The organism is Paenibacillus sp. FSL R5-0713 (assembly GCF_037973325.1).
Classification (GTDB): domain Bacteria; phylum Bacillota; class Bacilli; order Paenibacillales; family Paenibacillaceae; genus Paenibacillus.
In genome coordinates this window covers 3,723,895-3,749,712 of sequence record NZ_CP150229.1, presented here as the reverse complement: position 1 = coordinate 3,749,712, position 25,818 = coordinate 3,723,895, and the positions used below count along the sequence as shown (strand labels likewise).

The following is a 25,818-nucleotide window of genomic DNA, read 5'->3' as shown; positions in this document are numbered from 1 at the left end:
CAATCGGTACAAGTTCTTGTCCTTGGCTCGAGACAAGAACTTGTACCGATAAAACAAAAATAGCCGCTAATATAGCGAATTCAATAGGATCACTTTTGGAGTCCGCCCTGCACTTCACCTGAAGGATAAGAAAACTCTGCGATAAATACAGGTATACCCCCGTTATATTTCAGAATCATTATTTAGTGGCTGAACGTTATCATATACAAAAAAAGGTACCTCTGTGGAGAGGTACCTTTAGCAACGGATAAGCATTAAATCATGCTGCAGATTTCAAACACCATAAATAAATTTAGTTGTCATTGTATACAGCCTCCCTTTTTCGCAGTACCACTACGATATCTGTCTGAGGTACAAATAAATTATAATTCGTTACATGCACTTGTCTCGTTTCGGTTACGGATTCTATCTTTAATTCAGGAGGAAGACAGCGCTCTATGTGAGTAATTAATGTTTCTTTGGTAAATCTCCAAATTACACCATCAATCGAAGAGTTCGCCATATAACCACGGTCTGTTACAGAACCTGAAAGAGACTTGAGAACAACCGGGTCCGCAATAATGATAGATCCACCGTCACGTAACAGTCTGCAGCTCTCTATGAAGGCTTTTTTGTGATAGCGAATGTGATGAAAGCTTCTTGCAAACAAAATCATATCGCAGCTATGATCAGGTAAAGAAGTTGGCTTATCAATGAAAGCATGGATATAAGAATTAAACCTTCCCCACTTCTTTCCAAGTTTTAGAGCATTTAAATTCGGATCCATGTTGAGAAAACGAACATCCTTCTGCTTGCGAAGATACTTGTTCAATAAACCTGTACCACAGCCCACCTGAAGAACATCGCCCTTTAAAGGGGGTAAAATTTTGTAGACATTACGAGGAATAGGGAAATTTTGAACGTACATGGCCAATTCGTAGAAAATCGGATAACGCTCTTGCAATCGAACTAATTTACTGGTGTAGAAAGGTTTCCGGTTTTTGTGACGTTTAAAGTCCCATTTGTTCAAATAGTAGACAGGGGTTAACAGCAAGAACAAAATAATAAAGACACTTTGGACGCTATAAATTCCTAGTTTACTAAAACGATCATTGGAATTATGAGGCATCATTTGTTTAGAAGTATTCAAAAGCATCACTTCCCTCTCACAACGCTATAAATGGTGTAGAACCTGACCTGTTATAACATAACAAACGAATCCAATTTAATGACTTACGAAGCGAAGGGAATCTGATCATGCACAATTCAATCGTATTTAGAGAAGAGTATTTTTTTGACTCCTTCTCCCCCGTCCATTTGAAGCTGACAAAAGAAGAGCCGTTTACGATGATGCATCACTATATTTTGTTGAAATCGCTTATGTATTGATATCATTTTTTCGTGGAGGCCTCAATTGGACAATGTTTGTCGAGCGGCCTAATGAATTTCGCAATGTATTCGAACTAGTGTTACATCAACAGGAGGCTGATACACCTCATCTGAGCATCGAAAAAGCCGCCCACAGGCGACCTTTTGAGCAAGGATACGATTTTCAACTTGAGGACGCTGGATTATATAGGTCTGCATCATGTTCGGAGATCCAATCAATTTGCTTGTATCCACGGCCAGCCATCGTTTGCTGACGCACATCCAGGACCTCTAATTTCGGTGCCTGCCAAGGCGTTTTTTTCGTTTCCATCGGCCGTCTCCTCCTTTCTACAAAACTGGAACCAAGATGCGAGCACCCTTACATTACTTGCGCGATACAACTTTTGAAGATACGATATGTATCTTTATGGGAATTATAAGACACAATACGTATCTAAGTAAACAAATATTTCATCCCTTTCCTTCTATAAATATCTGCAAAATTCATTCCGATTGCTTTCACCTTACTAATAGATATACTACCCTTTAACAGCGCCTGCAGTCATACCGTCTATGAAATATTTCTGAAAAGCAATGAAAAGTATGAAAATTGGAACGATGGAGAAGAAGGAGCCCACGATCAATAGGTCATAGTTATTGCCATAAGGAGTTAACAACGTTTTCAAACCGATTGGAAGTGTATATTTACTCTGATCTCCGAGCACCATGAATGGCCACAATAGATTATTCCAGCTATTCATACCATTCAAAATAGCCATTGCTGCAAAAGATGGCTTCATAATCGGCATAATTAGTCTGAAATAAATCGCATACTCGTTTGCGCCATCAACCCGGCCAGATTGAATAATCTCTTTGGGTATGCTTCGTAGATATTGCCTGAAGAAAAATATTGTCGCGGCATTGGCTATACCAGGCAGAATGATTGCCGAATAGCTATTCACCATTCCCAAATCATTAATTAGGCTGTACAAAGGAACCAGCAGTATTTCGAATGGCACCATCATAATGAGCAAAACACATATGAAGAGGAAGTTCTTACCTTTAAAATGATATGCTGCAAAACCATATGCAACAAATGCGCTTACAAAAAGTGTTAAAACCACTTGAACGATTGTTAAAATCATACTATTCCAAAACCACACAAAATAATCATGTTCTCCAGTAAACAGAAAGATGAAATTATCAAAACTCATGATTTCAAAATCCAAACTTAGGTTAAGACCATATCTAACTAATGATTCACCTGGTTTAAAGGAAGATAGGGCCACTGCGTAGAATGGGATCATAATTATAACGAATAGTATAATGAATAAACCAATAATTACTATTCTAGAGATGAAATCACTTCTCGTCTGACTTCTGCCCACTTTAATCCTCCTCCTTTTTGAACATTCCACTAAATTTCAACTGTGTTAAATTGATAACCATAGCAATGACTAACAGAATGATACCAACTGCAGCTGCGTAACCCAGCTTATTCTGCTCAATCCCTTGTCTATACAGATATCCAACAATGGTTAAGCCAATATTTTGGGGTGATTTATTACCGTTGAACATCATCAGACTCTCGGTAAACATGGCTAAACCTGCATAGACACTAATTGTGGTAACATATACCGTGGTCGGCTTCAATAATGGCATTGTGATCATTCTAAACTTCTGCCAAGCAGATGCACCGTCAATTGAAGCAGCCTCATAATATTCATTGTCAATGCTTTTCAAACCCGATAGATAGTAAAGCATATTAACGCCTGTCCATCTCCAACATGCGAGGATTAACAGTGCTGCCATACTCCAATTTCCGTCTTTCAAAAATTTAATAGGTTCTACACCAAATAGACCCAGGAAACTGTTCATTAATGAACCTTCCATTTCACCGAATGTCAGGCGGAAAATGGTACCCGCAACTGCGACAGATGTCAATGCAGGGAGAAAGAACGAAGATTTAAAAAACTCTCTTCCCATCATTAACTTACTGTTGATCATAACGGCGAATAACATGGGAAAGGGAATTAACAGCACTAAGGTTCCTAACATGTACACAACGCTATTCTTAATAGATGTCAAAAACACTTTATCAGTAAGCAATTTCGAATAATTTGCTTCACCAATCCATTTAGGATCCTGCCCCAACATCCGATCTTGAAAACTCATTATGAATGAATTTACAAGCGGAAAAAACCAGAACATCAAAAATATGAGTATAAATGGCAATACAAAAACATAAGGTGCAACTTTTTGAGAGTATACAAATTTCTTTATCATATTCTCAATCTCCCTTGACTATGGTTAAACCTGCCGACCACTATACCTGCCGACAGGTATAATCAATCATTTACTTATTATATTTATTTCAATTCTTGTTCAATGGCTGCTTGTGCTTCATCCAACGCTTCCTTCACGTCTTGGCCATCTTCAAAGATGGCATTCAAAGTAACCGTATTGAATATATTGCCGATGGTTGGTGAAGCTTTAACGGACTTTATCGCTCTAATTTCGTCCTTGATCTCATTCAAAGTATCAAATGCATTTGTTTTAAAGTATTGGACGTATTCATTTTCAGGGTTTTTCGTAACTGCATCATCTTTCCATACTTCCATGTTGATTGGGTCAAATCCAAGTGTATTCCAGATTTCAGTCGTAGCTTCTTTTGAAAGCTTAGCAAAGGCTACAAATTCTTTTGCCAACTGAACGTCTTTACCATTCTTGGTAACCACTGTGCCAGTACCGCCTAAGCCAACAGAACGAGGATTACCTTCTTCGAATACAGGCAATGGAGCTATTGCATACTTACCTTTAAGGTCTTTCATTTCGTTTACAAAGCGGGACATGTACCACTCAGGCATTAATGCACTTGCGTAGTTGCCTTTGTTATATTCGCCTTTTGCTTCTTCTGTGTCGGGTTGTCCGCCAGGGATCGTATGAATAACATTGTTCTTCTGCAGATCGACTAACATTTCAAACGCTTTAATCATTTCAGGCGAGTTCACTTTTGGATTACCATTTTCATCTGTAAAATCAGCATTTTGCTGAGCTAGTAGCAGCGATGCTTGGAACGAAGCTGATGTATCAGCAGTACCTAAGTACTTGCCAGTCTTTTCGTAAACCTGGATACCTGCTTGTTTGTAATCTTCCCACGTTATGATTTTCTTGTAGTCAACACCTGCTTGTTCGAGAATTTCAGTGTTGTAGAAAGCAAGCGTAGCCCCTACGTGATAATCAAAGCCATAAACCTGATCGTCTTTGGAGTAAATCTCGACACGTGAAGGAACAACAGCGTCTTTGTATGGTGCATATACATCATTCAAAGATTCCAGGGGAACGTTGTCACCTTCCAAGAATTTCGGGAATTTACCTAGCTCAATATCCGCGATATCAGGAGCACCTTTTCCACTTGTAACTGCCAGTAAGAGCTTGTTATGCATATCATCGTAAGGCATAACCGTTACATTTAACTTAATCTGTTTGTCTGGATTCTGTTGGTTCCATAACCCCAGCATTTTATCCAAATGCTTGCCGTGCAAATCTACAAATGTCCAAAATGATAATTCTGTTGCATTCTCACCGGCATTAGCGCCTAATTGACGTGTTTCCGTTTTTGAACCAGAAGGATTACCACATGCAGTAAAAACAAGTGACATAATAAGGAGTGTAACGATGGAGATTAAAGCACTGCGTTTTTTCATTTGTTCGTCATCCTCTCTTTTTGTTATGCATTTGAAAAGTCGGCTGACTAGTTAGTTCTGTTGATTTAAGCGGTTACAATCCATCTTGGCACCACCATCCTTAACATAATTCTAACCTTTCAAAGAAAAGACCCCTTCGCAACAATTTCTTAGACTCCGTACTGTAAGCGCTTAACATGCCGTATTATAATATATATGAAATAGGCTTTATATAACCATTTGATTATAAAATCATAAAGTTTATGGTGAGATGCTACTCTTTGAAAAAGCTTCGGCCAACGGTCCGCATTCCTTCTGAACAATAACTAATGGACGAATTCAGAGTAAGTAAAAAGACCCTTCCACCGAAGAGCTTTGTAGTCTCTGGAAGAGGAATTGCCTTTTCTATAGGAACAGCCACTTTTTCTGCGTTAGCAATTCAAATGCCCGTTAGCAGAACAAAAGCAGCTGATCACGTAGATCGGCTGCTTTTCTTGGTAATATTGAATTATTGTATCCCGTTACCTCAGCAGTGAGGAATCTTAGAGCTTAAAATGCCTCCAATTCCCTTCGGAAACCACTTCTACCGCTCCATCGATCACCTTAATGGCGGTCTGATCATCGATTGCATATGCCGGCCCTTGAATCTCTGCGACCCAGCTCTCAGCTGTAGCCATAGTGTTATCTGGCAGCATGACGTGATCAAGATGCGGAAAAATTGAAAAATCAACCAATCCCAATGTTTCATCGCCACCGGTAGGTGAAGTCCACCCCACAAAGTATTCCCCGATCTTAGGTGCCATCACCATACTGCCGGCGCTCATTCCCACATAAACGGCCTTCAGTGAAGGCAAGAGTTCTGCCAGTCCGGATTGTCGCATCCAATGGTATAGGAAGAGAGCGTCGCCACCCGATACCAGCAAGACGTCTGTTTCCCGGACCAGAGGCTCCCAGTGGTCTTTACTGATGCTTGGCAGTGCGGTGAGCTCCAGCACGCCTACAGACTTCCAGCCGAGGTCTACCATGGGATTCTCGGATTTCCCGCTGATAAACTCCCAAGTTTTGACGCCAGGGCCAACCCAGGGATGTCCGTACATCGCCGTGGGAATGCACAGGGCATTGGAGTCAGCAATCGGCTTGTCCAACATGCCAACTAACGCGTTCTGTATACTTTGATTATTAACACCTGCAGATGTCAGTAATAATTTCATACCCTCACTCCTAGTCATTTGACCTTAATAAAATCTGTTAGCTGAATAAAAGCAGATCATATTGATCAGCTGCTTCTTCGTATTATTGGACTATCGTTTCCCGTTAGTTTAACCTATGAATCTTACGGCTATGATCTTTAGCGTTATCTGGATCAAACTTTTTAGCGAATGCTACGTACAATACGACACCAATGTTTACAAAAAAGATGAGCCATCCAACTGACTTATATAGATAAGAGCTGAAAGTAACAAGCTAAAGCTACCGAAATGTTAAAAATATTGAATTATCCTGCCCATTAGCTTAATGATATTGCTTTAAACATAGTTAGATACTTATCTAATCGGTAATCAGTTCAAGTTCTTGTCCTCAACAGCTAGTTCCAGTACCATTATTTCGTTTCATTAATACCTAACCACCCGTGTTTTACTTTACATTGTGTCCCATAACAATGTGAATACTTTTATGTATTATGGTACTTAATGAGGTTTTGGTGCATGAGCTCATAGTTAGATATACGCGTAATCGGCAATCGGACTAAGTTCTTGTCCTTGGCTCGGGACAAGAACTTGTACCGATAACAAGAAAAAGCCGCTAAATTAGCGACTTCAATGGGACCATGTTCTTGTCCCTCGACAAATAATTGAGTGATACAACTCGTTGAACAGCAATATTAAAATTCAGTCATTATTATTGTATTTAATGCATTTTTTAGTGCTAATTTATCATTATCAGTCATGTTTAGAAGCACCTTTTGATTCAACTTAATAGTTGCTGCTTCAACACCATTTCTGATTTCTAAAGATTTTTGAGTGGCTATCACGAAGACATTTCTACGATTTTTTGGATCTGCAGAACGTTCGATTAATTCTGCCTTGTGCATTTTATCCAATACCCCCGAGACAGTTGAAGCTTCTAAAAATAACATTTCTCCAATTTGTTTTGGGGTTAATTGCCCTTCTCTCCATAAAACATTTAACACGCCATATTGAGACGGTGTTATTCCATATTCTTCTAAAAGCTTGCTGAAATATTTAAAAACTTTGTTCTGACTAACACTTAATAGAAAGTTCATGCAATCATTTAGTTCCATAGTCCCTGTCCCACTCTCCCCCATCTTGACAATACCTATTATACCATGTTAGATTCTGTTATAAAACATTTCTGTCACAGAAATATTTTATAACAGAACTAAGGGGGATTTTATGGATAACTTCAAGGCAATCGTCGTAAATGAAGATAACGGTCAAGTAAGTTACAGTTTGGAAATTGTTAATTTGGATAGTCTCTCCTATGGGGAGATTTTAATTAAGGTATCTTACTCTTCAATAAACTTTAAGGATATGTTGGCTGTTCAAAAAAATGGTGGTGTTATAAGAGATTACCCTATGATTCCAGGAATTGATTTGAGTGGAACGATTGTTCACACAGCAGATAGTCGTTACCATGTGGGACAGGAAGTCATTGTTACAGGATTTGCTGTTGGTATGAGTCATACAGGAGGATTTGCGGAATATGCAAGGGTCCCTGCAGCTTGGATTGTTCCTATGCCAGAAAACTTCTCCCCCAAAGAGGCTATGATTTTTGGAACCGCAGGGTTTACGGCTGCTCTTTCTATAATGGCTTTAGAGAAAAACGGTATGGACATAAATAAAAATCCTAAAATCCTAGTCACCGGTGCAACTGGTGGAGTAGGTAGTATTGCTTTACAAATTTTATCTAAAATCGGTTACAAAAATATTTCTGCCTTAATTAGAAAAGAACATCAATTAGAGGTGGCAAGATCTTTAGGTGCTACAGATGTCGTTTACGCAGAAACATTAGGTGAGCAAATTAAGCCACTAAATAAGCAAAAGTTTGACTTTGTTTTAGATACTGTAGGTGGAGATATTGCTTCCATATTAATTCCCCAAATTTTTTATGGTGGTAGTATGAGTATGTGTGGGAATGCGGGCGGCATAAAACTAACCTCGACCGTACTGCCGTTTATACTTAGAGGAATCAGCCTCTTGGGCATTGATTCTGTAAATGTACCTATTGAAAACCGCGGATATATATGGGGTAAATTAGCAAATGAATGGAATATCTGTCAAAGTACTCTCGTGAAAGAAATTACACTTGAAGAACTATCTCAAACGATTGAAGCTATAAAACACGGAAACCATTTAGGAAGAACAATTATAAAATACGCATAGCTAGAGGTATTTATCAGATGAAAGTACTTTTTATTCTTATAAATTACCCCTCCATCACATTCAAGTAGTTGACTAAAAAGCAGCCGATCATAGGGATCAACTGCTTTCTTTATATATTTGAGCTATCGTTTCCTGTTGGCGTAATTTATATCTATTAATGTAATGTATTCATATGCTCTTATTTTCTTAGATAATACTCACTCTTTACATCAGCTTAAGCCGCAGATTCGGACGAAGGTCAAAACCGGAACTTGACTAAGAAGGCATACTGCGTTCGCCAATGTCCGTTGGGTTTGTTTTTTGAGTGCAGTTAAGTAGTAAAGACCGCCTGGTATTCTCCAAGGCGGTCTTTACTACATTTATAATAATTTTTTGTCTCTAATCCAAGTATAGTAACGGTATATTGAGATTATAATAAGCACAGTCAATAAACAAAACACGAACAGTATCATACCAAAGATTCCGCTTTCGGATAATTCATTACCATTTCTAAGGATAAATATGAGTAACCCGATGTCTGCTATAATAATAATTAATAGGGGGACAGCGTATCCTATCCTTCAAAAATGATTTCACCCCCTTTTTTTAAAATTAAGAGCCCGGTTTGTAGTTTATACCGTAATTAGCATCGTTGAACATATTATAAACCTGATCAATAGCATATTGTTGGTATTGAGCTGTATTTTTAGTTATTGTAAGTCTAGAAGCGGTTCTATAAGCTGATGAGGTAATTCCAATTAGTATAGTTAATGCATTAGAAGAGTTTAAAACCATGGTTACCCATCCAGCAGGACCGGAATATGTGAGGTAAAATAATAGCATAGATGCAATTGTTCCGCCCCAGCTTAGTGATTCCATTTTATTATTATATTCCAAGCCATCAACTACATATCTTTCGTAAGTATTAATATAAGATTTAAATGTTGAGAGTCTTGATGCTTTCCCAGAGTCATTACCGATATTACCATGCAGGCTGGTGTACATATTAGGCTCGCCAGATAAACCTAAGACTTGAGCAGTGAAATCACCGTTATTCCACATTGTGTCTATAATAATTATCAAACGCTCCACAAGATTCTACACCATTAGATACTGCAGGACAAACTGAAACGTTGAGTGAGTTATCCATTATGTTCTTAGATTCTTGAGAAGAAAACTGAAGTTGGATATCTTTAACTTGTTCACGTAAGAGATCCATATCTTTATAAGTTAGGCCTTTTTCTTCACTGACCCTAGCTAAAGTTACAGGCATTTGATCAGGGGCACTAATCAGTGGAGTGGAGTTTTCATTCGGTCTAGCGAACGACCCCCGGTCTTCTTCAGACCATAGCAACTGTCTTCCATCAATCAATTCGAACACCTTTTAACCATTCTCATCCCGCTTAACACTCATCCGTTTACCCCTCTTTCAATTTGAATAGTTTTTTGTTGGAGTCACAACAGTATGCAAATTTCCCGCACTTGTACTTCAGGCATTCGTAATAATCTCCGTTGTCTGTTTTAAGAATCCATCGTAGTTGTGTGCTTGTACTGTGTTTTCCCGACCACGTAATCCTTGGTGTAATAACCATCGGTACTTCCACAATGATTACAACTATTTTCCAGAATTGCTGGGCTTGGATCCTCTGCATGCCTTTCGGGATTTTTTTCACATGCTGCCGCACACTTACCGTTTCGAGTTGACATGATTAACCTCTTGTAACAAATTTCAGCTTTTAGCTGCGTGGTTATTATTTGTGCCTCTTTTCATATCATCCCCTCCTTTTTTTTGTTAACGTGTTAAGCCACTGCAGCGCATTTGCCGATTTCCCAAAAATTAATCCGGGTACCGGGTGATCCTTGGTTCATAATATAGATTGGTTAAAAATACTAATCACGAAAAGGAGCGGCGTCAATGACCGAATCGTAGAACTCATTGAAGATGTGTGTCATCTTGAAGCCACCTGCCGACAAAATCAGCGAAGCGGTATCCATCGCAATAAAAGAACGCGCGGGTAATGCCGGCTCGCTTGAACTTGAAGCCGACGCCTTGGAGAACATGACCTCCCGCAATGAAGTCAGCCCCGAGATGGCCGTTATGGTCCGAAAACTTTGGCGAAACGGCAGAACGCTACGCGTCCGCTTTCTGGACGGAGAGCCTGCGATTCAGGCCAAGGTCGTCCGATGGCCAAGGAATGGGAAAATTATGAAAATATTATCTTTGATTTCGGCAATCACCGGGAGGCGTAGATCCGGATTACCTTTCGCGACAAAGGGAAAGCCTACTCGGCCGTATAAGCTGCCGGGCTTTTTGGTGAGAAGCGGGGAAATCCTACAATTCTTCAGAATAAAAAGCTTTAGATACGGATTCCGTAGCTTTATCAATAAAAGCTGCAATTTTACTCGGGCTTTCCTTCAGACCACTACTCACCCACTTTTTAATAATAGCTATACTGCCATGAGCGGTGAACGTATACCAGGACTCAAATAATTGTGGATCAAAATATTTTAATTCCGTCTTCCATCGTTCAATAGTTAAATCGTGACTGATATAAAGGATTCGTTCTAATAATTCTTTATCGCCATGCTCTGAGAACAGAACCTCACATATCGTTTTATTCGCTTTTATGTACTTACATAATTCATAAGATAACGTTTGAGGGTTGGAAGAACTCATCCCAACTTGCTTAATGTCTTCGTAAAGATCATTTTCAATCGTTGAAAGAAGCTCAAACTGATTAGCATAGTGTGTATAAAAGGTGTTGCGATTAATCCCTGCTTCTCTGCAAATGTCGGTCACTGTAACTTTATTGATAGACCGTTCTGTCAACAGCTTCAATAGGCTTTCTTTGATAACCATTTTTGTATATCTCACTCTGTGATCTGTTTTTTTGTCTGTCATAATATCCTCCTAATTTAAAATAATGAACAAATCTAAGGTGGTTTGTATGATAACTAACATATCTCAATCGAACAGCCTGTTGTTTAAGTAACACAGTGAAATTATAATTTATTTGAACGTTCAATTCTAGTTTTAAACTGAAATGGAGGTAAAATATGGGTGATATAACTGTAGTACCTGTATGGATAATTCAAGATCTTATAGTCTTAATTGCTGCTGTTCTGATGGTTTTCTATATCCTGGATAAGGAAACGCATCCCAAAACGGTTCTACTGCAGTTTATAGGTTTTGTGTTTTTTTACGCAGCCGTTTTTGAAATTACTGCTTCATCGCTTGGGGAAGGCTTTTACGCCTATGGGCGGAGTATTTTAATGTTATTTAATATACCGATTACTGTCCCTATTATTGAGTTTCTGATCATTTATTCAACTTTGCGTGTTCTAAAGTCTGTAAATATACCGTCCTGGACTAAACCATTTATTACGGGATTGAGCGCTATGGTTTTTGACTTTTCACTCGACCCGGTGGCTGTTAAACAGATATTTCAGACTACAGATGGACTCATGGCAAGATGGACTTATTATCCGCTAGCCGGTGAGCCTCAAATCTATGGGGAACCTGTGATGAATTTTACAGGATGGATTTATATAGCAGGATATTGGACCGTCTTTATTCTAATTGGAGAATGGTGGCATAAAAAGAAAGGCTACAGTAAATCAATTGGTTATATCTATCCGTTTCTGGCGGCCATTCTGTCATTAGCCTGTATGTTCTCACCTTTATCTAACTTCCTTAATTATATGGGGCCGTTCTTCGAAAGAACCTCTAATATGCAATGGGTGATGTTGATTACACTTTCTGTAATTACAATCGGAATTTTAGCATTAGCTTTTATAAAGTTTTGGGACCGGAAGGTTAATTATTCAATCACTCCCAAAAAAGATTTTCCTATCATGTTTACTTTCGTAGGGTTCCCCCTAGTCAATACTATATTTTGCATTATAGGCGGTTATACGGAAGTGTTGTGGCTGGTCGCTCTGGCTCAGATCTTCTTATTGCTAGGCTGGATTGGAATTTACATTATGGGTAAAAAAACAAGTCCAATCACGAAATAACCATAAACCCAAGCATTGAGGCAAAGACACACTTTCATTACTGTTCCTTTTCGGTATTTTAATTTTGGTGCTTCTTGCTTACATGAAAAGAAATAGACCGTCCACCCTAATCTAACAGTCTATTCCGGCGACCACCTAGCGGCCGACTGCTCTTAATGTAGTTAATGTACACTGGAGTCGTGTTACAGCACGGCTCCTTACTTATTCTTCAGTTGTCCATAACAATGTGAACATAAATAAGTGTTAACTGATGGGAAATGTTAACACATACTTTTTCTTAATTACCAATTTCGGAGATATGATAAAAAATAGATAGTAATAGTTGATTAGCTGCTTTTTGGTGTTTTCATATGCTCAACAATGTGTTCCAAGCGCTGAATAATCTTCGCTTAGAGAGCAAAGCTTATTTTTAAAGTCACTTTCATTCCGCTGCACATGAACAATAAACTGATCCCTTTCGTGCTGATTTCTAAATAAAAGTATGACTTGAAAAAAACTTTTACGCGAAATCCCTTCTTTATCGTTATTCTCAATGTAAAAAAATCGATTAGTTTATGAGCCGTACTACCTTCAAAGAAATATCCAACGATTTGTTTCCCTTAAATTGTGATATCGAATATCAAACTGTCGATTCATCGCATAGGTGTAAAAATTAACTTATCTCTAAACCCAATTTTTAAAGCAGTCTAGTACTTCTTCCAAATTTGTTGCTCCTCCTGCACCGTGAAAGACTCTATCACTCACGATACAGTAGAACCAATCTTCTTCATTTCTCTCTTCTTCGATCATATCAAAAGGAACATCCTCTAAAAAAGTACCTATTAAATCGATTTTGACAGACCAACCGGGATTATCCACAGTATCAATTTTAACACCGTATGAATGCTCCCAATCACCATTACAGTTTTCAAGATACCAGTTTTGAAGCCATTTTAATGTGTTCATCATCTCTACCTCTTCTGCGGAATTTCATCTTTTCTTTATGGTCTAACTCCCCAGGTATTGATTTATTTTTAACATGAGGTGTTGGTACATTTTGCTTTGTTAAATTGTTGATATGTCCTTTTCCATCAAGTGAGCATATTGTCATTATACAATTTATTTCTAACGACAATATAATTAGTGTTCTATGGCTACCAAATACTTTTCATTTGCCTTTTTATTGATTAAAGCAACTTCAAAATCAGATTCCCATTTAAGTTCGCCTAAATGCTTAGTATAAGCAAATTCATCTGGTTTTTCTGATATGACCTTTTCTAAAAGCACTTGCTTACCATCTCGTTGTAGAATAGATATGAATATATCCATGCTTTCTACATTATGATGGCATATGACTTTAGCAGTGTACTTCATATTAGAACTCCTTACTGTTTTTTTCCAAGTCCATTCATTTACATAACCTAACTCTTCTATCTGTAATGCTATTTCTCTAAATGGATCAATATTCCAACCATTACGTAGAGCAAGTTTCTCGATCCCGTCCATGAGTAGTCGAAGCGTAACCTTTTTTTTCTCCAACTCATGTTTTGCACGAAAGTCATTCAAATTAAATTGGATTGGCGCCGAACAAACACCTGAATCATTAACAATTCTTTCGTCCGAAATATTTTCTACACATTCTATTAGAACTTTCCAACAATCTTTCGTTTTGTATTTCCCGAATAAACGTTCAAACATTGCTGTAATACAGCGAGTTTCCAATCTAAATGAACGTCTTTTCCATTTCCAATTCAATTCATAATCTAATTTTGCTGCCTCGTTGTACTCACATTTTTGTGTTTTCATTATAGATTCAATGCTTTCATCATTCGCAATATATGGTAAGTCTAAGTCAAATGCTTTTAAAAACATCTGATTCTTTCCTTCCTTTATTCCCATAGTCTAAAATGTAATTTAAATCTGGACTTAAAGCTATTGAGCTGTAACTTGGTATCATTGTACATTGTCCTTGGACATAATCCATTCATTAATTCTACCATAATAAACGTATTCACAAGCTAAAGACCCGCCTGATCCGCAAGGATCCGGCAGGTCTTTTATTGGCCGAATGATATTTGAATATCTATAGATCGCTTTGCCAGATTCGAGCTTCCGATTGCTTTGAAGACGGATCAAAGCTCCTTAAGCTCACTTTGTCATCTTACTTGGACAAGCCGTACGCTTTTCGGATCAGCGAGAAATATTCGTCCGCCTTAACGACCTGAAACTCGGCTCCAAGAGATTCCGTAATCGCCAGCACATCCGATGGGGTCATGCTCCATGCATTAATCCCAACCGAAATAAACGTTGGAGATTTGCCATCCCATTCGGTCTTGGTACGATTCAAAATATCTTTACCATCCTGCACCGTTGAGATGCCTCGCAGAATGGAAACCGGAAAGTTGTCATTCATGATCTGAACATTGGCTTTGTCCTCGCCTGCGAGGAACAGGCCTGGAAGTTTATAGTTCTTCTCATACGCAGCTGCAATCGAATCACTCAGCGGAATGTCTTTTCCAAGTTCACGATTGAGTACAAAAGGGTACGACATGTTAGTTTTCTTCAGATATGAGAAGGTTTGTTTCAGATACGCCGGGAATGTGTCTGTTGGCCAGACATTTGGATTGAAATAACCCACTCCGGATGGGCCTGCAACAAGCTGATCATTTGGCGTCGCGGTTGAACGGTAATAGTTTAGAATGGCAGGCGCTGCATCGTAGAGCAACGGACTGGAAGTCCAGTTGATAGGCACTTTACCCCGAGCGGGATCAGCCCACAGGTTGCGCATATGATTCTGATCGTATTGCAGGTTGTCACCTTCGCCAAAGGTATAGGTTACATAGATTTTGTTCTCCAGCTTGGATTTTATCGGTTTGGGAGCAGGCTGTTGTTTTACGTTTGTTCCTGAAAATACGGTCATGTTATGGAACCAGTCGGAAGGAACAACATAGACACCATGACGAGATGTGAGTTCTATGCCAGCAACTTCGCCCTCAAAATCATTGTCGAACCAACCGAGATAAGGTGTCCCTGGCTTTACATCAGACAGAATCTTCTCAAATAGCGCCTTTTCCTCTGGCACACTGGTAGACAACCAGAACACCATGGCTTTGTTCGCTACAGCATAATCGCGGAGATAGCCATAAGGTTCCTTTTCTTCAGACGAGAGTGGTTGAACATTACTCGCAGATACCTTGTATTGGTTCCACATCTCGATCGATACGGTTAGTTGCTTTGTGTCCGCTGCAGGCTTAAATTCGTATACAAAGTAGTTTCCATTATCTGCGAAGCGGTGATCGCTTCCAGGCAAAAATTTGGAGTTATGTCGGTCATAGAGAAACGCTTCTTCCTCAGTAGAACCCGTTTTGAAATCCGCAATAATCTGTCCATCTGCTTTCACCGTCACTTGATGAACGGCAGGTCCCCAGCCATCCTGAGGAAAGGCATCATTAAAGCGGAGGTAGACCGCTTCTTTTCCCAAATAGGATGACAAGTCATAGTCATAGGTCTTCCTGTTACTTGCATCACGAATCTGTTCCTTCTCCACTCCAACCGTTTGGAATGAATCAAAATTTCCGGACGGAATCGGGATGGAGGTGTTTGGACTCAATCCGACCAACATTCGTTGAGTGGACTGGCTCCAGAGATGCTCATACTGCCAGTTGTATGCATCCATACGATTCTTGAACTTGCCCTGCAAGTCTTCGATTACCGACAGGTGATACGGTGCAGCAGTCAATTGTTGAGCCAATTCAGGACTGGCAACAACAGCATTTTTGAGCCCGGCTAGTGTCGTGGCCACGTTAATGGAGTCCGGCAGCTGCGGATCATATACGATAATGCCTTTGATCTCTTTCGCATATTTATTGAAAACATCCATTACGTTGTCATGCTGCTTATAAGGGACGTTCAAGTCCTGCAGCCAAGGGTCTACTTTATTCTGTTGAATGTAGATTCGCGGCTTTTCTCGATTGATTACCCCTTCAAGCGTCGTCAAAAGCAATTTGATATCGCCAGATTCCTCATATACATTCGCCACATCCAAACGTTCTACTTTATTGAAAGTTGGAAGCGCTTGATTTTGGGGCCACTTCAACGAGTTGGTATGCTTCAACTCATCTGTGGCAGCAAATGCACTAGCCGATAACACGGTTGTACAGACCAGGGCAACACACAAAACAGTTAATTTACGAATCATAAAGTTCATATCTCCTTTTAGAGGTTGTTCAAAAAGCCAAATTTTGATCACGAGGTAACTCGAGAAGCGGATTCGACATCGAATCTTGAATTCAGCCGGGCCTTCCGTTGCTCACGTAGGTTCTCAAGCACATGCTTCCGAAGCCGTTTTCTCCAAAAACGTGTAGCTCGGCTACTCCGTCCCTAGCTTCATCCAACTCCAGCGTTTGAAAAAACGCACTTCGGAAGCATAAGCTTCGGTGCTGAAAAACTGACTTTTTGAACACGCATTTTTAATGTTTTTATGATTTGTTGTGATGTTGCGTCTGTGATGTTCTTCGCGTTCGTCGGATCAACCTCACCTGTCCATTAATTCCTGATGTCAGCGCTGATTTTCCATACAAATTCTCCAGTGTATTTGCGGCATGTAAGTTCATTTCATTCATTCCTTCTTGAATATATGGCGTTATGTTCCATTGGTAAGGCGGCCATAAACGAATACCTGCTTCAATATCATTCACATATAGGCTTGCTGTCTCCCTTATATCTTCGGCTTCCAGCCATAGCTCCTCATTTGCAGCTAAGTTTACGTTAGACAGATCCACCTGCTGCGAGTAGACACCCGTACCTGAATAATAAGGATAGCCAGCAGTATTCCAACATCCACCCGATTGTTCCACATCGGTATTTAACGTCGTATCGTTTTCTATCGCGAACGGACCAATCAGAAATGCTGGGAATGAAATAGCAGGCATCGGTTCCAATAACGAAACCGTCAGAATTTCCAGCTCATTCTCGCCAGCCAACAAATGTGGAGTGATATCTACACTGTCAACATCACCAGCCTGCCACGAAGAGCGTCTTAACGCTTCCTGACGTACCCCATTGACGAATATTTCCAGATTACGCCTACGCTGCAAAAATCCGATATGGGATGGAATGTTCTGATCTACATCATCCAGAAGCAATTCCATCCTGCCCCATGATTCTTCTCCTGCCTTACCGGAACGATCCGAACCACACCGGGATTGAAGCCGTTCAATCAATTTTGGCGTCATGCCAAACGTCGTGCGATACGTATTTACTTGCCCGGGCATGGTCGCGTTCATCCTGGAGTGTCGGTCATTCAATGTGACATGCCATTGATCTAGCAGAAGAACGTTGGGGCCTGCGGTCCTGAACTCCCACTGCTCATCCAGAATGACCTCTACCACATTCATGGAAAAAGATTTATCTCCCAGGCACGCTTGCTCTGTATACTCCGCATGATCCGTACGTTCTTGCGGAATAGAGGAGCTCTTTTGAGGACTTACCGACAGCACACGGAGCTCTCCGGGTACGAATGAAAGGAACGATTCAGCGTCAATGCTGCATACGCTTCCGCTCTCCAACTCCCACTCTTGCAAGCCACCTTTATTTTCATCGCAAATGAGCTTAATGGTCACGGAGTGCTCCGACCAATTCATCAGCCATACATACACCAGATTTCCAATTCTGCGTTCGACACTAATCAAATCGTCAGACTGACCTTCAATCCAATCCCATCGTATTACCGGTGGTTCTCTAATCAACTCCCCTAATTGAATACAAAACGCTTCGAGTTGATCCAGACGCTGACTCTGACCGCCTTGATGAACAGCGTCATCCATGGAATAAAAGAGGCTGTGACCCTTGCCAACAGCACGTAATTTTCCGTGCGGCGGGTCGGAACCAAACAGCTCCTGGATATCCTTCAACAACACCGGATCATGCCGCAAAGATTCACTATGCTGCGGAATTGTACCTATTGCAATTAACGTTCCGCCCTGCTTAACAAAGGATACAAGCCGGGCTGCAACATCCCTTGACAGCACCTCTATTTCCGGCATAACGAGGATCGAATATCCATGGCCATCAAATTGCAAACCTTCTCCTTCAACAAGGAGCGCTTCGCGAAGCTGGCATTCATCCACATAGTCGTAGTCGATAGATGATCGCAGCAAGCGATCTGACAAAAGCGAGAACAGCACATCTGATGCAGGATGCATATCCGCTTCGCCTGATGTGAACATGGTTTCATATACCGTATGGATAGGCGATAACAGCAGAACTTCCGGCGTTCGTTTTCCTTTTGCTCCAAGCAGACTCAATCGCCCTATATAATCGGCAAAAGCACGATAATGCAGCCAATGGGGTGCATGTTTGAATTCAGTCGGCGGAAAGTCGGTCTTCCGATACCCGGCAAACGAATAATAGAATGCATGCGGAATAAACAGATTAACTCCCAAAAAGGCCATAAAATTGGCATCAAGTCGCCGCTGGCGCATGGAATAACCATGACCACTTGCACCAAAGGCTTCACAGATCACCCGCTCCTTCCTGTTCAGCTGCGCGACAGAAGCAGCCGTCTTGACGGACACAATGCGATGCGGATTTGCCTTTGACCCGATGCCGGGAGTGAGATAATCCACGCCTGCATAGTGGAATTGCTGCAATACCCGGGTCTGATTGCCCTGAGATCGAGCCTGCCCCCAGACAGGCTCCTCCAGCGTATGACCGATATAGAGCAGACCGGATTGTTCACACCATGTACGAATCGCTGCATGATATCCATCCACGTACCAGCGGGTGATCGTATCATAATATTGCTGTCTTGCGGATCGGCTGCCGTCTGCCATGGGATACAACAATGCCCCCAACCGCGGGATTAGATCATACCCATTCTCTTGCTGATATCGTTCAGCCATTCCCTCGGTCCAAGCGAAGACGAGGCCGGGCAACGTAGCATCTACATCATGAACGGCGGTTCGGATGGCCTCCACCCCGAAGAAGCCATCGTGAATCATAAGACCCGGCTCGTCAGTAAACACCCCTTGAATGGTTGATCCGTAATAGGGCTTTAATGCCAGAAACGGTTCATAAGACATCTGAATGAAAGACTGAACCGCTTCCGGATTCAATGTATCCAGGTAATACCCTTGAGCGAAGGTGATTCCCTCGGCAATCTCACAGGACCAGCAGGCGAGAACAATATAAGAATCATGGGCGTGACCCGGACTCCACTCCTCTCCCCAATAATGCGTGATATTTTCCGGTTCATCATGAAGCAACCACTCTCCATCGCGGTTAAACGCCCGATAGGCCAGGATGGCAATCAGCTCATTGTGATCATGGGAGGCAAAATCCAGCTTCAAGCTTTCCGGCGGCGCATCTCGCATATATCGCTTTTCCTCTATTCTCAAATAACGCATGCGATATTCCGGTTGTTCCCGTGTCAGTCTGCCGCCCAAGGTTCCGCTCGGCCAATTCTCTTCATCGTACAGCCAGACGGCCATATTCCGTTTCTTGCATTCTGCTGTGCAAAACTCCAGCACCTCCATAAATTCTGGCGAGAGATATGGGATTAGCATTCCGTGCCGGGCATGCAGAACCACACCACCAACTCCCGCTTCATACATGGATTGAATCTGACTCTCCAGTTCGGTCTTCTCCAGCGCATGATTCAGAAACCAGAAAGGCTGCGGACGATACGTTGCATCCGGATTCGCAAATTGCTGCTTGAGCTGCTGTAAATGATCACAGACTTCCTCTGCGTCTGCCTTCATATTCACCACCTGCCTTCACACCCATTAGTCTGTAGACTGTTGCATGAGTAGTTGGATAAAGAAGCCGCCGACCACAGAGCGATTCTGAAAATTCATCTGCTTAGCGGTGATCGTGTCATACCAATCCGTTACGGGAACACGAGACGAAGTTTCATTCATGAAATCCCACAGCGGTGAAATGAAAGACTCAAATTGCGCTTTCGTTGCACTCATGGAGGCACACCATACCAGCCAATCGGATTTGGTATACGTTTCACGACTATCCAACGGCAGGCCATAGCGGTTTTGTTTGTGCATGTAATATTCAAGTTCTTTGGCGGCGATCTCTTTCGGGAACAGGTGCAGGTCGAGCAGATGATCCCACACCAGATTGTACTTCATGCTCCATGACTCGGTTGGACTGTCAAACGTCAGCTTATAATGGTCCCCGGCATCTGCCATGGTCGCCCACTCCTGAGCCATGTTCCGAGCTTCCTCCAGGTACTTCGCGCCTTCCTTCAGTCCGAGCCTGTCACACATATAGGAATACGCAGCAATACCCAATATGGCCTTGATCGATAAATTGGTATTGTGCGCCAGATGCCCGGCGAAGTCATCCGTGCACAGCTGGTTTACAGGATCGAGTCCATTGTGCAGCAAATAATCTGCCCATCGCGTAAGAGGTTCCCAATGCTGCCGAGCAAATTCGATATCTCCCTTATATTTGCTGACCGCCGCAGCCATCAGCAGCATATTGCCACATTCCTCAATCGGCATCTGGTATTCCAGCTTATTCTCTCCATACACCTGACCGTTGGCCCTAGGGTAGGTTCCTACATCATGAGGAGCAAAATCAAACGTCCAATCCGGGCTCATCGCATACTTGTAAATTGGACGCATCATGCCCTTGATCAGTTCAGGGTTGTATCTCAGGAATAATGGGATCGAAGGGTAACTGACATCCACCGTAGCGATACATCCGTTGCTGAAATTCTCTTTGGAGAAAAATAAAACATTCCCCTCCTCATCGGCAACCAGCTTATGCGCTGCAATCGCCTGTCTGTAGGTTAGCGCCACAATATCCCGGTATTTCTCACCGCCTGCGGCCTGACTCTCTGCCATGAGTTCAAGATTAAAGCTGTCACAGCGCTGCTGAATCTCTTCGTATTGTTGAGCTGCCAGTAATAGCATTTCATGAAACGTTAATCCATTTCTTTTCCAATAGGCATGTAAAGGCTGTTGAAAATATTCAATCGCATGGATATCGTCATACGCAAGCATGAGAAATTCGGATATCGGTTCGTCCCGGACAGCCCCCAGATCGATCTCGGCGGCCATAACCGGCATGTTGTCCGATACAGCTCGCGGCTGAGGATGATCATCTTCGATAGGCAATTGTCCAGTGCGTGCATACTGCTCACGGCCTGTTACTGAATGAATGGCCGTCTGGATATCGGAAGATTGGGGAACAGCCAGAACCATATATCCCCAATCGATTCGTGTATCATCACCGGCAAGCTGTAATACGGGCTGATCCACAGTGCCCATGGACATGACATTCCATTGCCCCTCAATCACATGGCGTTCCCATGTAATGTGTTGATCGGATGTGTTTACACACCATTCACCTGTCACATCAAAATATATTTTGACTTGATGGGATGCCCCATCGATGGATTTGGCCTGAAAAGTCAAATACGTCACCGGCCTGGATAACAGGTCCAGATCATCCAGCAATAAAGGTGTATGGAACTGAACATGAAGTTCAATTCCTTCCCCTTGAAACGTATATCGAGTCGTTACAGGCTGGACAGTCAGGTTGGTCTGCACCAGCACTTCAGGTTCCTGGACAGCTGTACGCTCCTCCGATCCCACTTTCCCCATAAATCGTCGAAGCTTTCCATCGATCACCGCCAAGCCCACCATGCCATTCGTTTTGTTCGTCCAATGCCGGGTATGATCTTCATACAGATGGTCCGCGGCTGACCATACGCTAAAATAAGGGTCCACAGTAACCAGAGGTACGGAAGGCGGTCTGAACTCAGTCGTCATATGAATGCAACTCCTTCAAATTAAAATTAAGAATATGGGGGGGGTGATCAGTTCGGCATCTGAACGGTAACTACGTCTTTCCCTTTCAAGTTTTCGTTCGTAAACTGCATGGCTTGATTATATCCGGTCTTTCGAAGCTGCTCGCGAAGCTCGTTGATAATGCCCAACGCCGCTTCATCCGATTTCGCAAAGATGGCTTCCTTCCAGGCATCACCCATCCGATCCATGGAAGGTTTTAGCATCTCCCATTCCGGTGCTTTGGTAATCACATCGCCCGGGTTATAGGCTGTAATGACATGAATGCCATTAGGACGCAGAATTTTTCTGGCTTGTTCCATGGCATCAAGCCGTTTCTGATCGGCCCAGATATCTCCGCCTGCGACCGAATTGATTCGATCAGGCCCCGTGATGGATTCCAAACCAATGGAAATGCCTTCGTTCTTGCGAACTTTACCCGATTGATCTGCCGTAAATTTATCGAACCACTCCTTTTTGGCAACAGGTTTACCCTCCTTCATATCCCAATGAACGCCCTGCACTCCGTATCTTGCCAGCATAAATCCTTCATCAGAAGCCATGTAATCGAGGAACTTCAGCGCCGCATCTACACATGCGCCCTTGCAGTTTTTGGTGATCACTGTTACGTTGTTGCCCTGAATGCCCAGATCCGCAGGGCGATTCGTTTCAACATCTGCACGCTCTAAAGGGCCGATCGGGATGTAATCGCTTCCAGGGTGTGAAGTAACATACTCTTTGGAGGCATCCAAAATGGCCGGATAGTGTGCGGCCAGAATGGCGATGCGGCCCTGATTGATTTTCTCCTTGGCGATCGGGTCAGTCTGGGTGAATGCTTCCGGGTCCATTAACCCTTCTTCAACCAGTTTCCGATAGAACAGGGTGTATTCTTCATAACCTTTGGTGAAAAAGTTATGCTCTACCGTTCCGTCACCTTTGTCAACATAACTGCCACCCGAATTGAACATGGTATTGCCGATGCCGACGGACCAGCCGTTGCTGAAGCCACCCAATGGAAAGACCGGCTGCCCGTTCTCTTGCAGATTGGCATCCTTGATTGCTTTGAGGAAGTTATAGAATTCCTCCTTTGTCACGACCGATTGAGGGTCTATACCCACCTTATCCGCGATATCCTTGCGAACATAGAAGCCGTACAGCCAATCCATGCCATCTTCATTCTGGGCAGGCTGGTTTTGCAGGAGTAGATATTTTTTGCCGTCATAGGCATTAATCGCTTTTTCGTAGAGCGCTGGGGGTACATTTTCTTCAGCAATGGATTTCGCGAGGTTAGGATAGTCCCCCAATTTGTCGGAAATATCGACGAGCTGCCCTTCTTTGGCCGCCTTGATAATGCCATCCAGCTCACCTCCCCATGCGGGTCCGGTATAGATATCCGGCAGATCCTGCGTGGCAAATATCTGGTTTACCTTCTCGGTCTCACTGCCTTTGGTATACTCCCAATCCAGCGTGACGCCAGTCTTCTCCTTGATGACTTCTTCCACAGGCGTTATTCCGTTGTCCGAACCACCTGAACCGTTCCAGTTGTGCAATATTTTGAGCTTGTATGAACCATCAGCTGCTTCTCCGCTATTCCCATTTCCTGATGAATCCGTGCATCCGCTCAACGATCCTCCAACCAAGATGGACACGAGTAATACGGATACGCCTTTCGACCAAATTCGGTTCAAACCAATCGCCTCCTGAAATATGATGATGAATGATCTGGGTCAAGCCTGATAAAACTCAGCAAATTCCAGGTTAGGATCACCTAACCTTTCACCGAACCGATCATCACTCCTTTTACGAAATATCGTTGCAGGAACGGGTAGATACACAGGATCGGGAAGACGGTAATGACAAGCAAAGCCATACGCAGGGATTCGGGTGTCGCACCCGCTCCGCCTGAACTGCCAATCGTCTGCCCGCCCTGTTGTGCTGCGCGCTGCATCGAATTGGACAGCGACTCCGCTTCGGTCAGCATCTCCTGCAAGAGGGTTTGCACCGGAATCAGATCCTTGTTGGATACATAGTAGGCACCCGAGAACCAGTCATTCCAGTGGGCGACCCCAATGAAGAGGGAGATGGTTGCCAGTACGGGTCCCGAGAGAGGCAGAATGATGCGAATGAAGATTTGAAAATCCCCATACCCGTCAATGTGGGCTGATTCCTCCAGCTCTTCCGGAATTCCTTGCAGAAAGGTCCGGATAATGATGATATGCATGAAGTTGAATAACAGCGGTAAGACGTACACCCAGAAGGTATTGATCAGATGCAGCTTCTGAAGCGTAATGAAGAACGGGATGAATCCGGCACTGAAAATCGTAGGCAAAAAGATGTAAAAGGTGAAAAATGAACGGCCCGGCAATGATTTCTTCGAGAGCGCGTATGCCATCAATGTACACAGAATCACATGAAGGAACGTACCCAGCACGGTTCGCATGATGGTGATCTGGTACGCCTTCCAGATGCGTGCATTATCAAATACTTGGGCATAGTTCTCCAATGTAAATTGTCGTGGAAGGAAATAGATCGCGCCCTGCATGGAATCTTTGCCGTCATTCAGCGAGTACGCCAGGATGTAAATAAACGGGTAGATCATGGAGAATCCGACCAAAGCGAGAATGGTATAGTTTATAACTGAAAATAAGGACCATTTGCGTGTCATCACATCACCTCCTTAGAACAGGGATACATCACTGACTTTGCGGGCAATCCGGTTGACCGTTAGCACCAAAATAAGCCCAATTACACTCTGGAACAGCCCCACAGCTGCCGCGTAACTCAGACGCCCTTCCCGGATACCCGAGTTAATGGCGTGCACGTCGAGTACACTGCCCATGCCAGCGGTCGCAGGTCCATTCAGAAGAAGTAGCTGCTCATAACCCGCGCTCATCAAGTTACCCACGGCGAGAATAAATAATATAATGGCGACATTACGGATACCCGGCAGGGTCACATGCCACATCTGTTGGAAACGCCCTGCACCATCGATCTTGGCAGCTTCATATTGCTGCTGGTCAATTCCGGCAATCGCAGCCATGAATATGATGGAGTTCCAGCCGATGTTCTTCCAAATATCCGATCCAACAATCATCTGATAGAACCAGGTGGGATTGTTCAGGAATTGGATTGGATCAGTTCCGAACGACCCCAGCAAATCATTCACTGGTCCACCGTATGGCGTGAGCAATCTCTGCATCAGGGTGACAACCACAATCCAGGATACAAAGTAGGGTAAATAGGAAAGTGTCTGAACGGTTTTCTTGAACCTGATCATGCGTATTTCGTTTAAAAGAATGGCGAGAATGATTGGCATCGGAAAGCCGATTAACAGCTTCATGAGACTGATGATCACCGTGTTGCGGATGATATCACCAGATTGATAGTAGTTAAAGAACTGTTGAAAGTACTTGAAACCTGCCCAAGGGCTTCCGGTAAAACCGCCAACGAAGGTATAGTCCCTGAAGGCAACCTGGATTCCATATAAGGGAACATAGGAGAATAAGAAAAACCAGATAATGCCAGGTAACATGAACAAGTAAAAGAGTTTATGCTTCCAGATTCGCTTTATTAACACACTGTTCTTAATCACATTCCCAA

21 protein-coding genes are annotated in these 25,818 nt (G+C 42.6%); 2 read left to right on the top strand and 19 right to left on the bottom strand.

The window, feature by feature from the left end; translation table 11 throughout:
• Positions 1-292 precede the first annotated feature (292 nt).
• The 7 genes from MKZ12_RS16590 to MKZ12_RS16560 form a co-directional block, all read right to left on the bottom strand.
• On the bottom strand, positions 293-1,129 hold the full coding sequence (locus MKZ12_RS16590) for a class I SAM-dependent methyltransferase (RefSeq protein WP_339255584.1): 837 nt from the start codon (positions 1,127-1,129) through the stop codon (positions 293-295).
• Positions 1,130-1,531: 402 nt separating this feature from the next.
• Positions 1,532-1,678: a paeninodin family lasso peptide gene (locus MKZ12_RS16585; protein WP_278299214.1), complete on the bottom strand. Its 147-nt coding sequence runs from the start codon at positions 1,676-1,678 to the stop codon at positions 1,532-1,534.
• Between the two features lie 208 nt (positions 1,679-1,886).
• The gene (locus MKZ12_RS16580; protein WP_278294900.1) at positions 1,887-2,735 is read right to left on the bottom strand and encodes a carbohydrate ABC transporter permease; all 849 of its coding nucleotides are present in this window, start codon (positions 2,733-2,735) and stop codon (positions 1,887-1,889) included.
• 1 nt (position 2,736) lies between these two features.
• The gene (locus MKZ12_RS16575) at positions 2,737-3,633 is read right to left on the bottom strand and encodes a sugar ABC transporter permease (RefSeq protein WP_339255582.1); all 897 of its coding nucleotides are present in this window, start codon (positions 3,631-3,633) and stop codon (positions 2,737-2,739) included.
• A gap of 83 nt (positions 3,634-3,716) precedes the next feature.
• Positions 3,717-5,054, bottom strand: coding sequence for an extracellular solute-binding protein (locus tag MKZ12_RS16570; RefSeq protein WP_339255580.1), 1,338 nt, complete (start codon positions 5,052-5,054; stop codon positions 3,717-3,719).
• 521 nt (positions 5,055-5,575) lie between these two features.
• Positions 5,576-6,244, bottom strand: coding sequence for a Type 1 glutamine amidotransferase-like domain-containing protein (locus MKZ12_RS16565; RefSeq protein WP_339255578.1), 669 nt, complete (start codon positions 6,242-6,244; stop codon positions 5,576-5,578).
• 671 nt (positions 6,245-6,915) lie between these two features.
• Positions 6,916-7,335: a MarR family transcriptional regulator gene (locus MKZ12_RS16560; protein ID WP_105598965.1), complete on the bottom strand. Its 420-nt coding sequence runs from the start codon at positions 7,333-7,335 to the stop codon at positions 6,916-6,918.
• A 112-nt stretch (positions 7,336-7,447) separates the two neighbouring features.
• Between MKZ12_RS16560 and MKZ12_RS16555 the strand changes: the two genes are divergently transcribed.
• Positions 7,448-8,437, top strand: a complete 990-nt coding sequence (locus MKZ12_RS16555; RefSeq protein ID WP_339255576.1) for a YhdH/YhfP family quinone oxidoreductase — start codon at positions 7,448-7,450, stop codon at positions 8,435-8,437.
• Between the two features lie 591 nt (positions 8,438-9,028).
• On the opposite strand, the gene MKZ12_RS16550 is transcribed toward MKZ12_RS16555, so the two are convergent.
• The 4 genes from MKZ12_RS16550 to MKZ12_RS16535 all read right to left on the bottom strand — a co-directional run bounded on the left by MKZ12_RS16550 (position 9,029) and on the right by MKZ12_RS16535 (position 11,318).
• Positions 9,029-9,508, bottom strand: coding sequence for a hypothetical protein (locus tag MKZ12_RS16550; protein WP_339255574.1), 480 nt, complete (start codon positions 9,506-9,508; stop codon positions 9,029-9,031).
• On the bottom strand, positions 9,468-9,797 hold the full coding sequence (locus MKZ12_RS16545; protein WP_339255572.1) for a hypothetical protein: 330 nt from the start codon (positions 9,795-9,797) through the stop codon (positions 9,468-9,470). Before MKZ12_RS16545 ends, MKZ12_RS16550 begins: the two co-directional genes overlap by 41 nt.
• 509 nt (positions 9,798-10,306) lie before the next feature.
• On the bottom strand, positions 10,307-10,477 hold the full coding sequence (locus tag MKZ12_RS16540; protein WP_339255570.1) for a hypothetical protein: 171 nt from the start codon (positions 10,475-10,477) through the stop codon (positions 10,307-10,309).
• A gap of 271 nt (positions 10,478-10,748) precedes the next feature.
• Entirely contained in the window at positions 10,749-11,318 is a 570-nt protein-coding gene (locus tag MKZ12_RS16535; protein ID WP_339255568.1) for a TetR/AcrR family transcriptional regulator, read from the bottom strand.
• A 155-nt stretch (positions 11,319-11,473) separates the two neighbouring features.
• Between MKZ12_RS16535 and MKZ12_RS16530 the strand changes: the two genes are divergently transcribed.
• Positions 11,474-12,433, top strand: a complete 960-nt coding sequence (locus MKZ12_RS16530) for a carotenoid biosynthesis protein (protein WP_339255566.1) — start codon at positions 11,474-11,476, stop codon at positions 12,431-12,433.
• Between the two features lie 663 nt (positions 12,434-13,096).
• On the opposite strand, the gene MKZ12_RS16525 is transcribed toward MKZ12_RS16530, so the two are convergent.
• The 8 genes from MKZ12_RS16525 to MKZ12_RS16490 all read right to left on the bottom strand — a co-directional run bounded on the left by MKZ12_RS16525 (position 13,097) and on the right by MKZ12_RS16490 (position 25,810).
• Complete coding sequence (locus tag MKZ12_RS16525) at positions 13,097-13,381, bottom strand: immunity 53 family protein (RefSeq protein ID WP_339255565.1); 285 nt, start codon at positions 13,379-13,381, stop codon at positions 13,097-13,099.
• 171 nt (positions 13,382-13,552) lie between these two features.
• Positions 13,553-14,284: a hypothetical protein gene (locus MKZ12_RS16520; RefSeq protein ID WP_339255563.1), complete on the bottom strand. Its 732-nt coding sequence runs from the start codon at positions 14,282-14,284 to the stop codon at positions 13,553-13,555.
• Positions 14,285-14,573: 289 nt separating this feature from the next.
• Positions 14,574-16,610, bottom strand: a complete 2,037-nt coding sequence (locus MKZ12_RS16515) for a GxGYxYP domain-containing protein (RefSeq protein ID WP_339255561.1) — start codon at positions 16,608-16,610, stop codon at positions 14,574-14,576.
• A 280-nt stretch (positions 16,611-16,890) separates the two neighbouring features.
• Complete coding sequence (locus MKZ12_RS16510) at positions 16,891-20,172, bottom strand: glycosyl hydrolase (RefSeq protein WP_339255559.1); 3,282 nt, start codon at positions 20,170-20,172, stop codon at positions 16,891-16,893.
• Positions 20,173-20,196: 24 nt separating this feature from the next.
• On the bottom strand, positions 20,197-22,203 hold the full coding sequence (locus tag MKZ12_RS16505) for a DUF4965 domain-containing protein (protein ID WP_339255557.1): 2,007 nt from the start codon (positions 22,201-22,203) through the stop codon (positions 20,197-20,199).
• Positions 22,204-22,250: 47 nt separating this feature from the next.
• Positions 22,251-23,906, bottom strand: coding sequence for an extracellular solute-binding protein (locus tag MKZ12_RS16500; protein ID WP_339255555.1), 1,656 nt, complete (start codon positions 23,904-23,906; stop codon positions 22,251-22,253).
• 80 nt (positions 23,907-23,986) lie between these two features.
• Entirely contained in the window at positions 23,987-24,883 is an 897-nt protein-coding gene (locus MKZ12_RS16495; protein WP_091020055.1) for a carbohydrate ABC transporter permease, read from the bottom strand.
• Between the two features lie 12 nt (positions 24,884-24,895).
• On the bottom strand, positions 24,896-25,810 hold the full coding sequence (locus tag MKZ12_RS16490) for an ABC transporter permease subunit (RefSeq protein ID WP_339255553.1): 915 nt from the start codon (positions 25,808-25,810) through the stop codon (positions 24,896-24,898).
• Positions 25,811-25,818: the final 8 nt, after the last annotated feature.

Coding starts and splice junctions, on each gene's coding strand:
- MKZ12_RS16510 (WP_339255559.1), bottom strand. CDS start 20,172: ATGAAGGCAGACGCAGAGGAAGTCTGTGATCATTTACAGCAGCTCAAG.
- MKZ12_RS16505 (WP_339255557.1), bottom strand. CDS start 22,203: ATGACGACTGAGTTCAGACCGCCTTCCGTACCTCTGGTTACTGTGGAC.
- MKZ12_RS16565 (WP_339255578.1), bottom strand. CDS start 6,244: ATGAAATTATTACTGACATCTGCAGGTGTTAATAATCAAAGTATACAG.
- MKZ12_RS16540 (WP_339255570.1), bottom strand. CDS start 10,477: ATGTTCTCCAAGGCGTCGGCTTCAAGTTCAAGCGAGCCGGCATTACCC.
- MKZ12_RS16560 (WP_105598965.1), bottom strand. CDS start 7,335: ATGGAACTAAATGATTGCATGAACTTTCTATTAAGTGTTAGTCAGAAC.
- MKZ12_RS16495 (WP_091020055.1), bottom strand. CDS start 24,883: ATGACACGCAAATGGTCCTTATTTTCAGTTATAAACTATACCATTCTC.
- MKZ12_RS16575 (WP_339255582.1), bottom strand. CDS start 3,633: ATGATAAAGAAATTTGTATACTCTCAAAAAGTTGCACCTTATGTTTTT.
- MKZ12_RS16585 (WP_278299214.1), bottom strand. CDS start 1,678: ATGGAAACGAAAAAAACGCCTTGGCAGGCACCGAAATTAGAGGTCCTG.
- MKZ12_RS16535 (WP_339255568.1), bottom strand. CDS start 11,318: ATGACAGACAAAAAAACAGATCACAGAGTGAGATATACAAAAATGGTT.
- MKZ12_RS16570 (WP_339255580.1), bottom strand. CDS start 5,054: ATGAAAAAACGCAGTGCTTTAATCTCCATCGTTACACTCCTTATTATG.
- MKZ12_RS16555 (WP_339255576.1), top strand. CDS start 7,448: ATGGATAACTTCAAGGCAATCGTCGTAAATGAAGATAACGGTCAAGTA.
- MKZ12_RS16515 (WP_339255561.1), bottom strand. CDS start 16,610: ATGATTCGTAAATTAACTGTTTTGTGTGTTGCCCTGGTCTGTACAACC.
- MKZ12_RS16520 (WP_339255563.1), bottom strand. CDS start 14,284: ATGTTTTTAAAAGCATTTGACTTAGACTTACCATATATTGCGAATGAT.
- MKZ12_RS16530 (WP_339255566.1), top strand. CDS start 11,474: ATGGGTGATATAACTGTAGTACCTGTATGGATAATTCAAGATCTTATA.
- MKZ12_RS16525 (WP_339255565.1), bottom strand. CDS start 13,381: ATGATGAACACATTAAAATGGCTTCAAAACTGGTATCTTGAAAACTGT.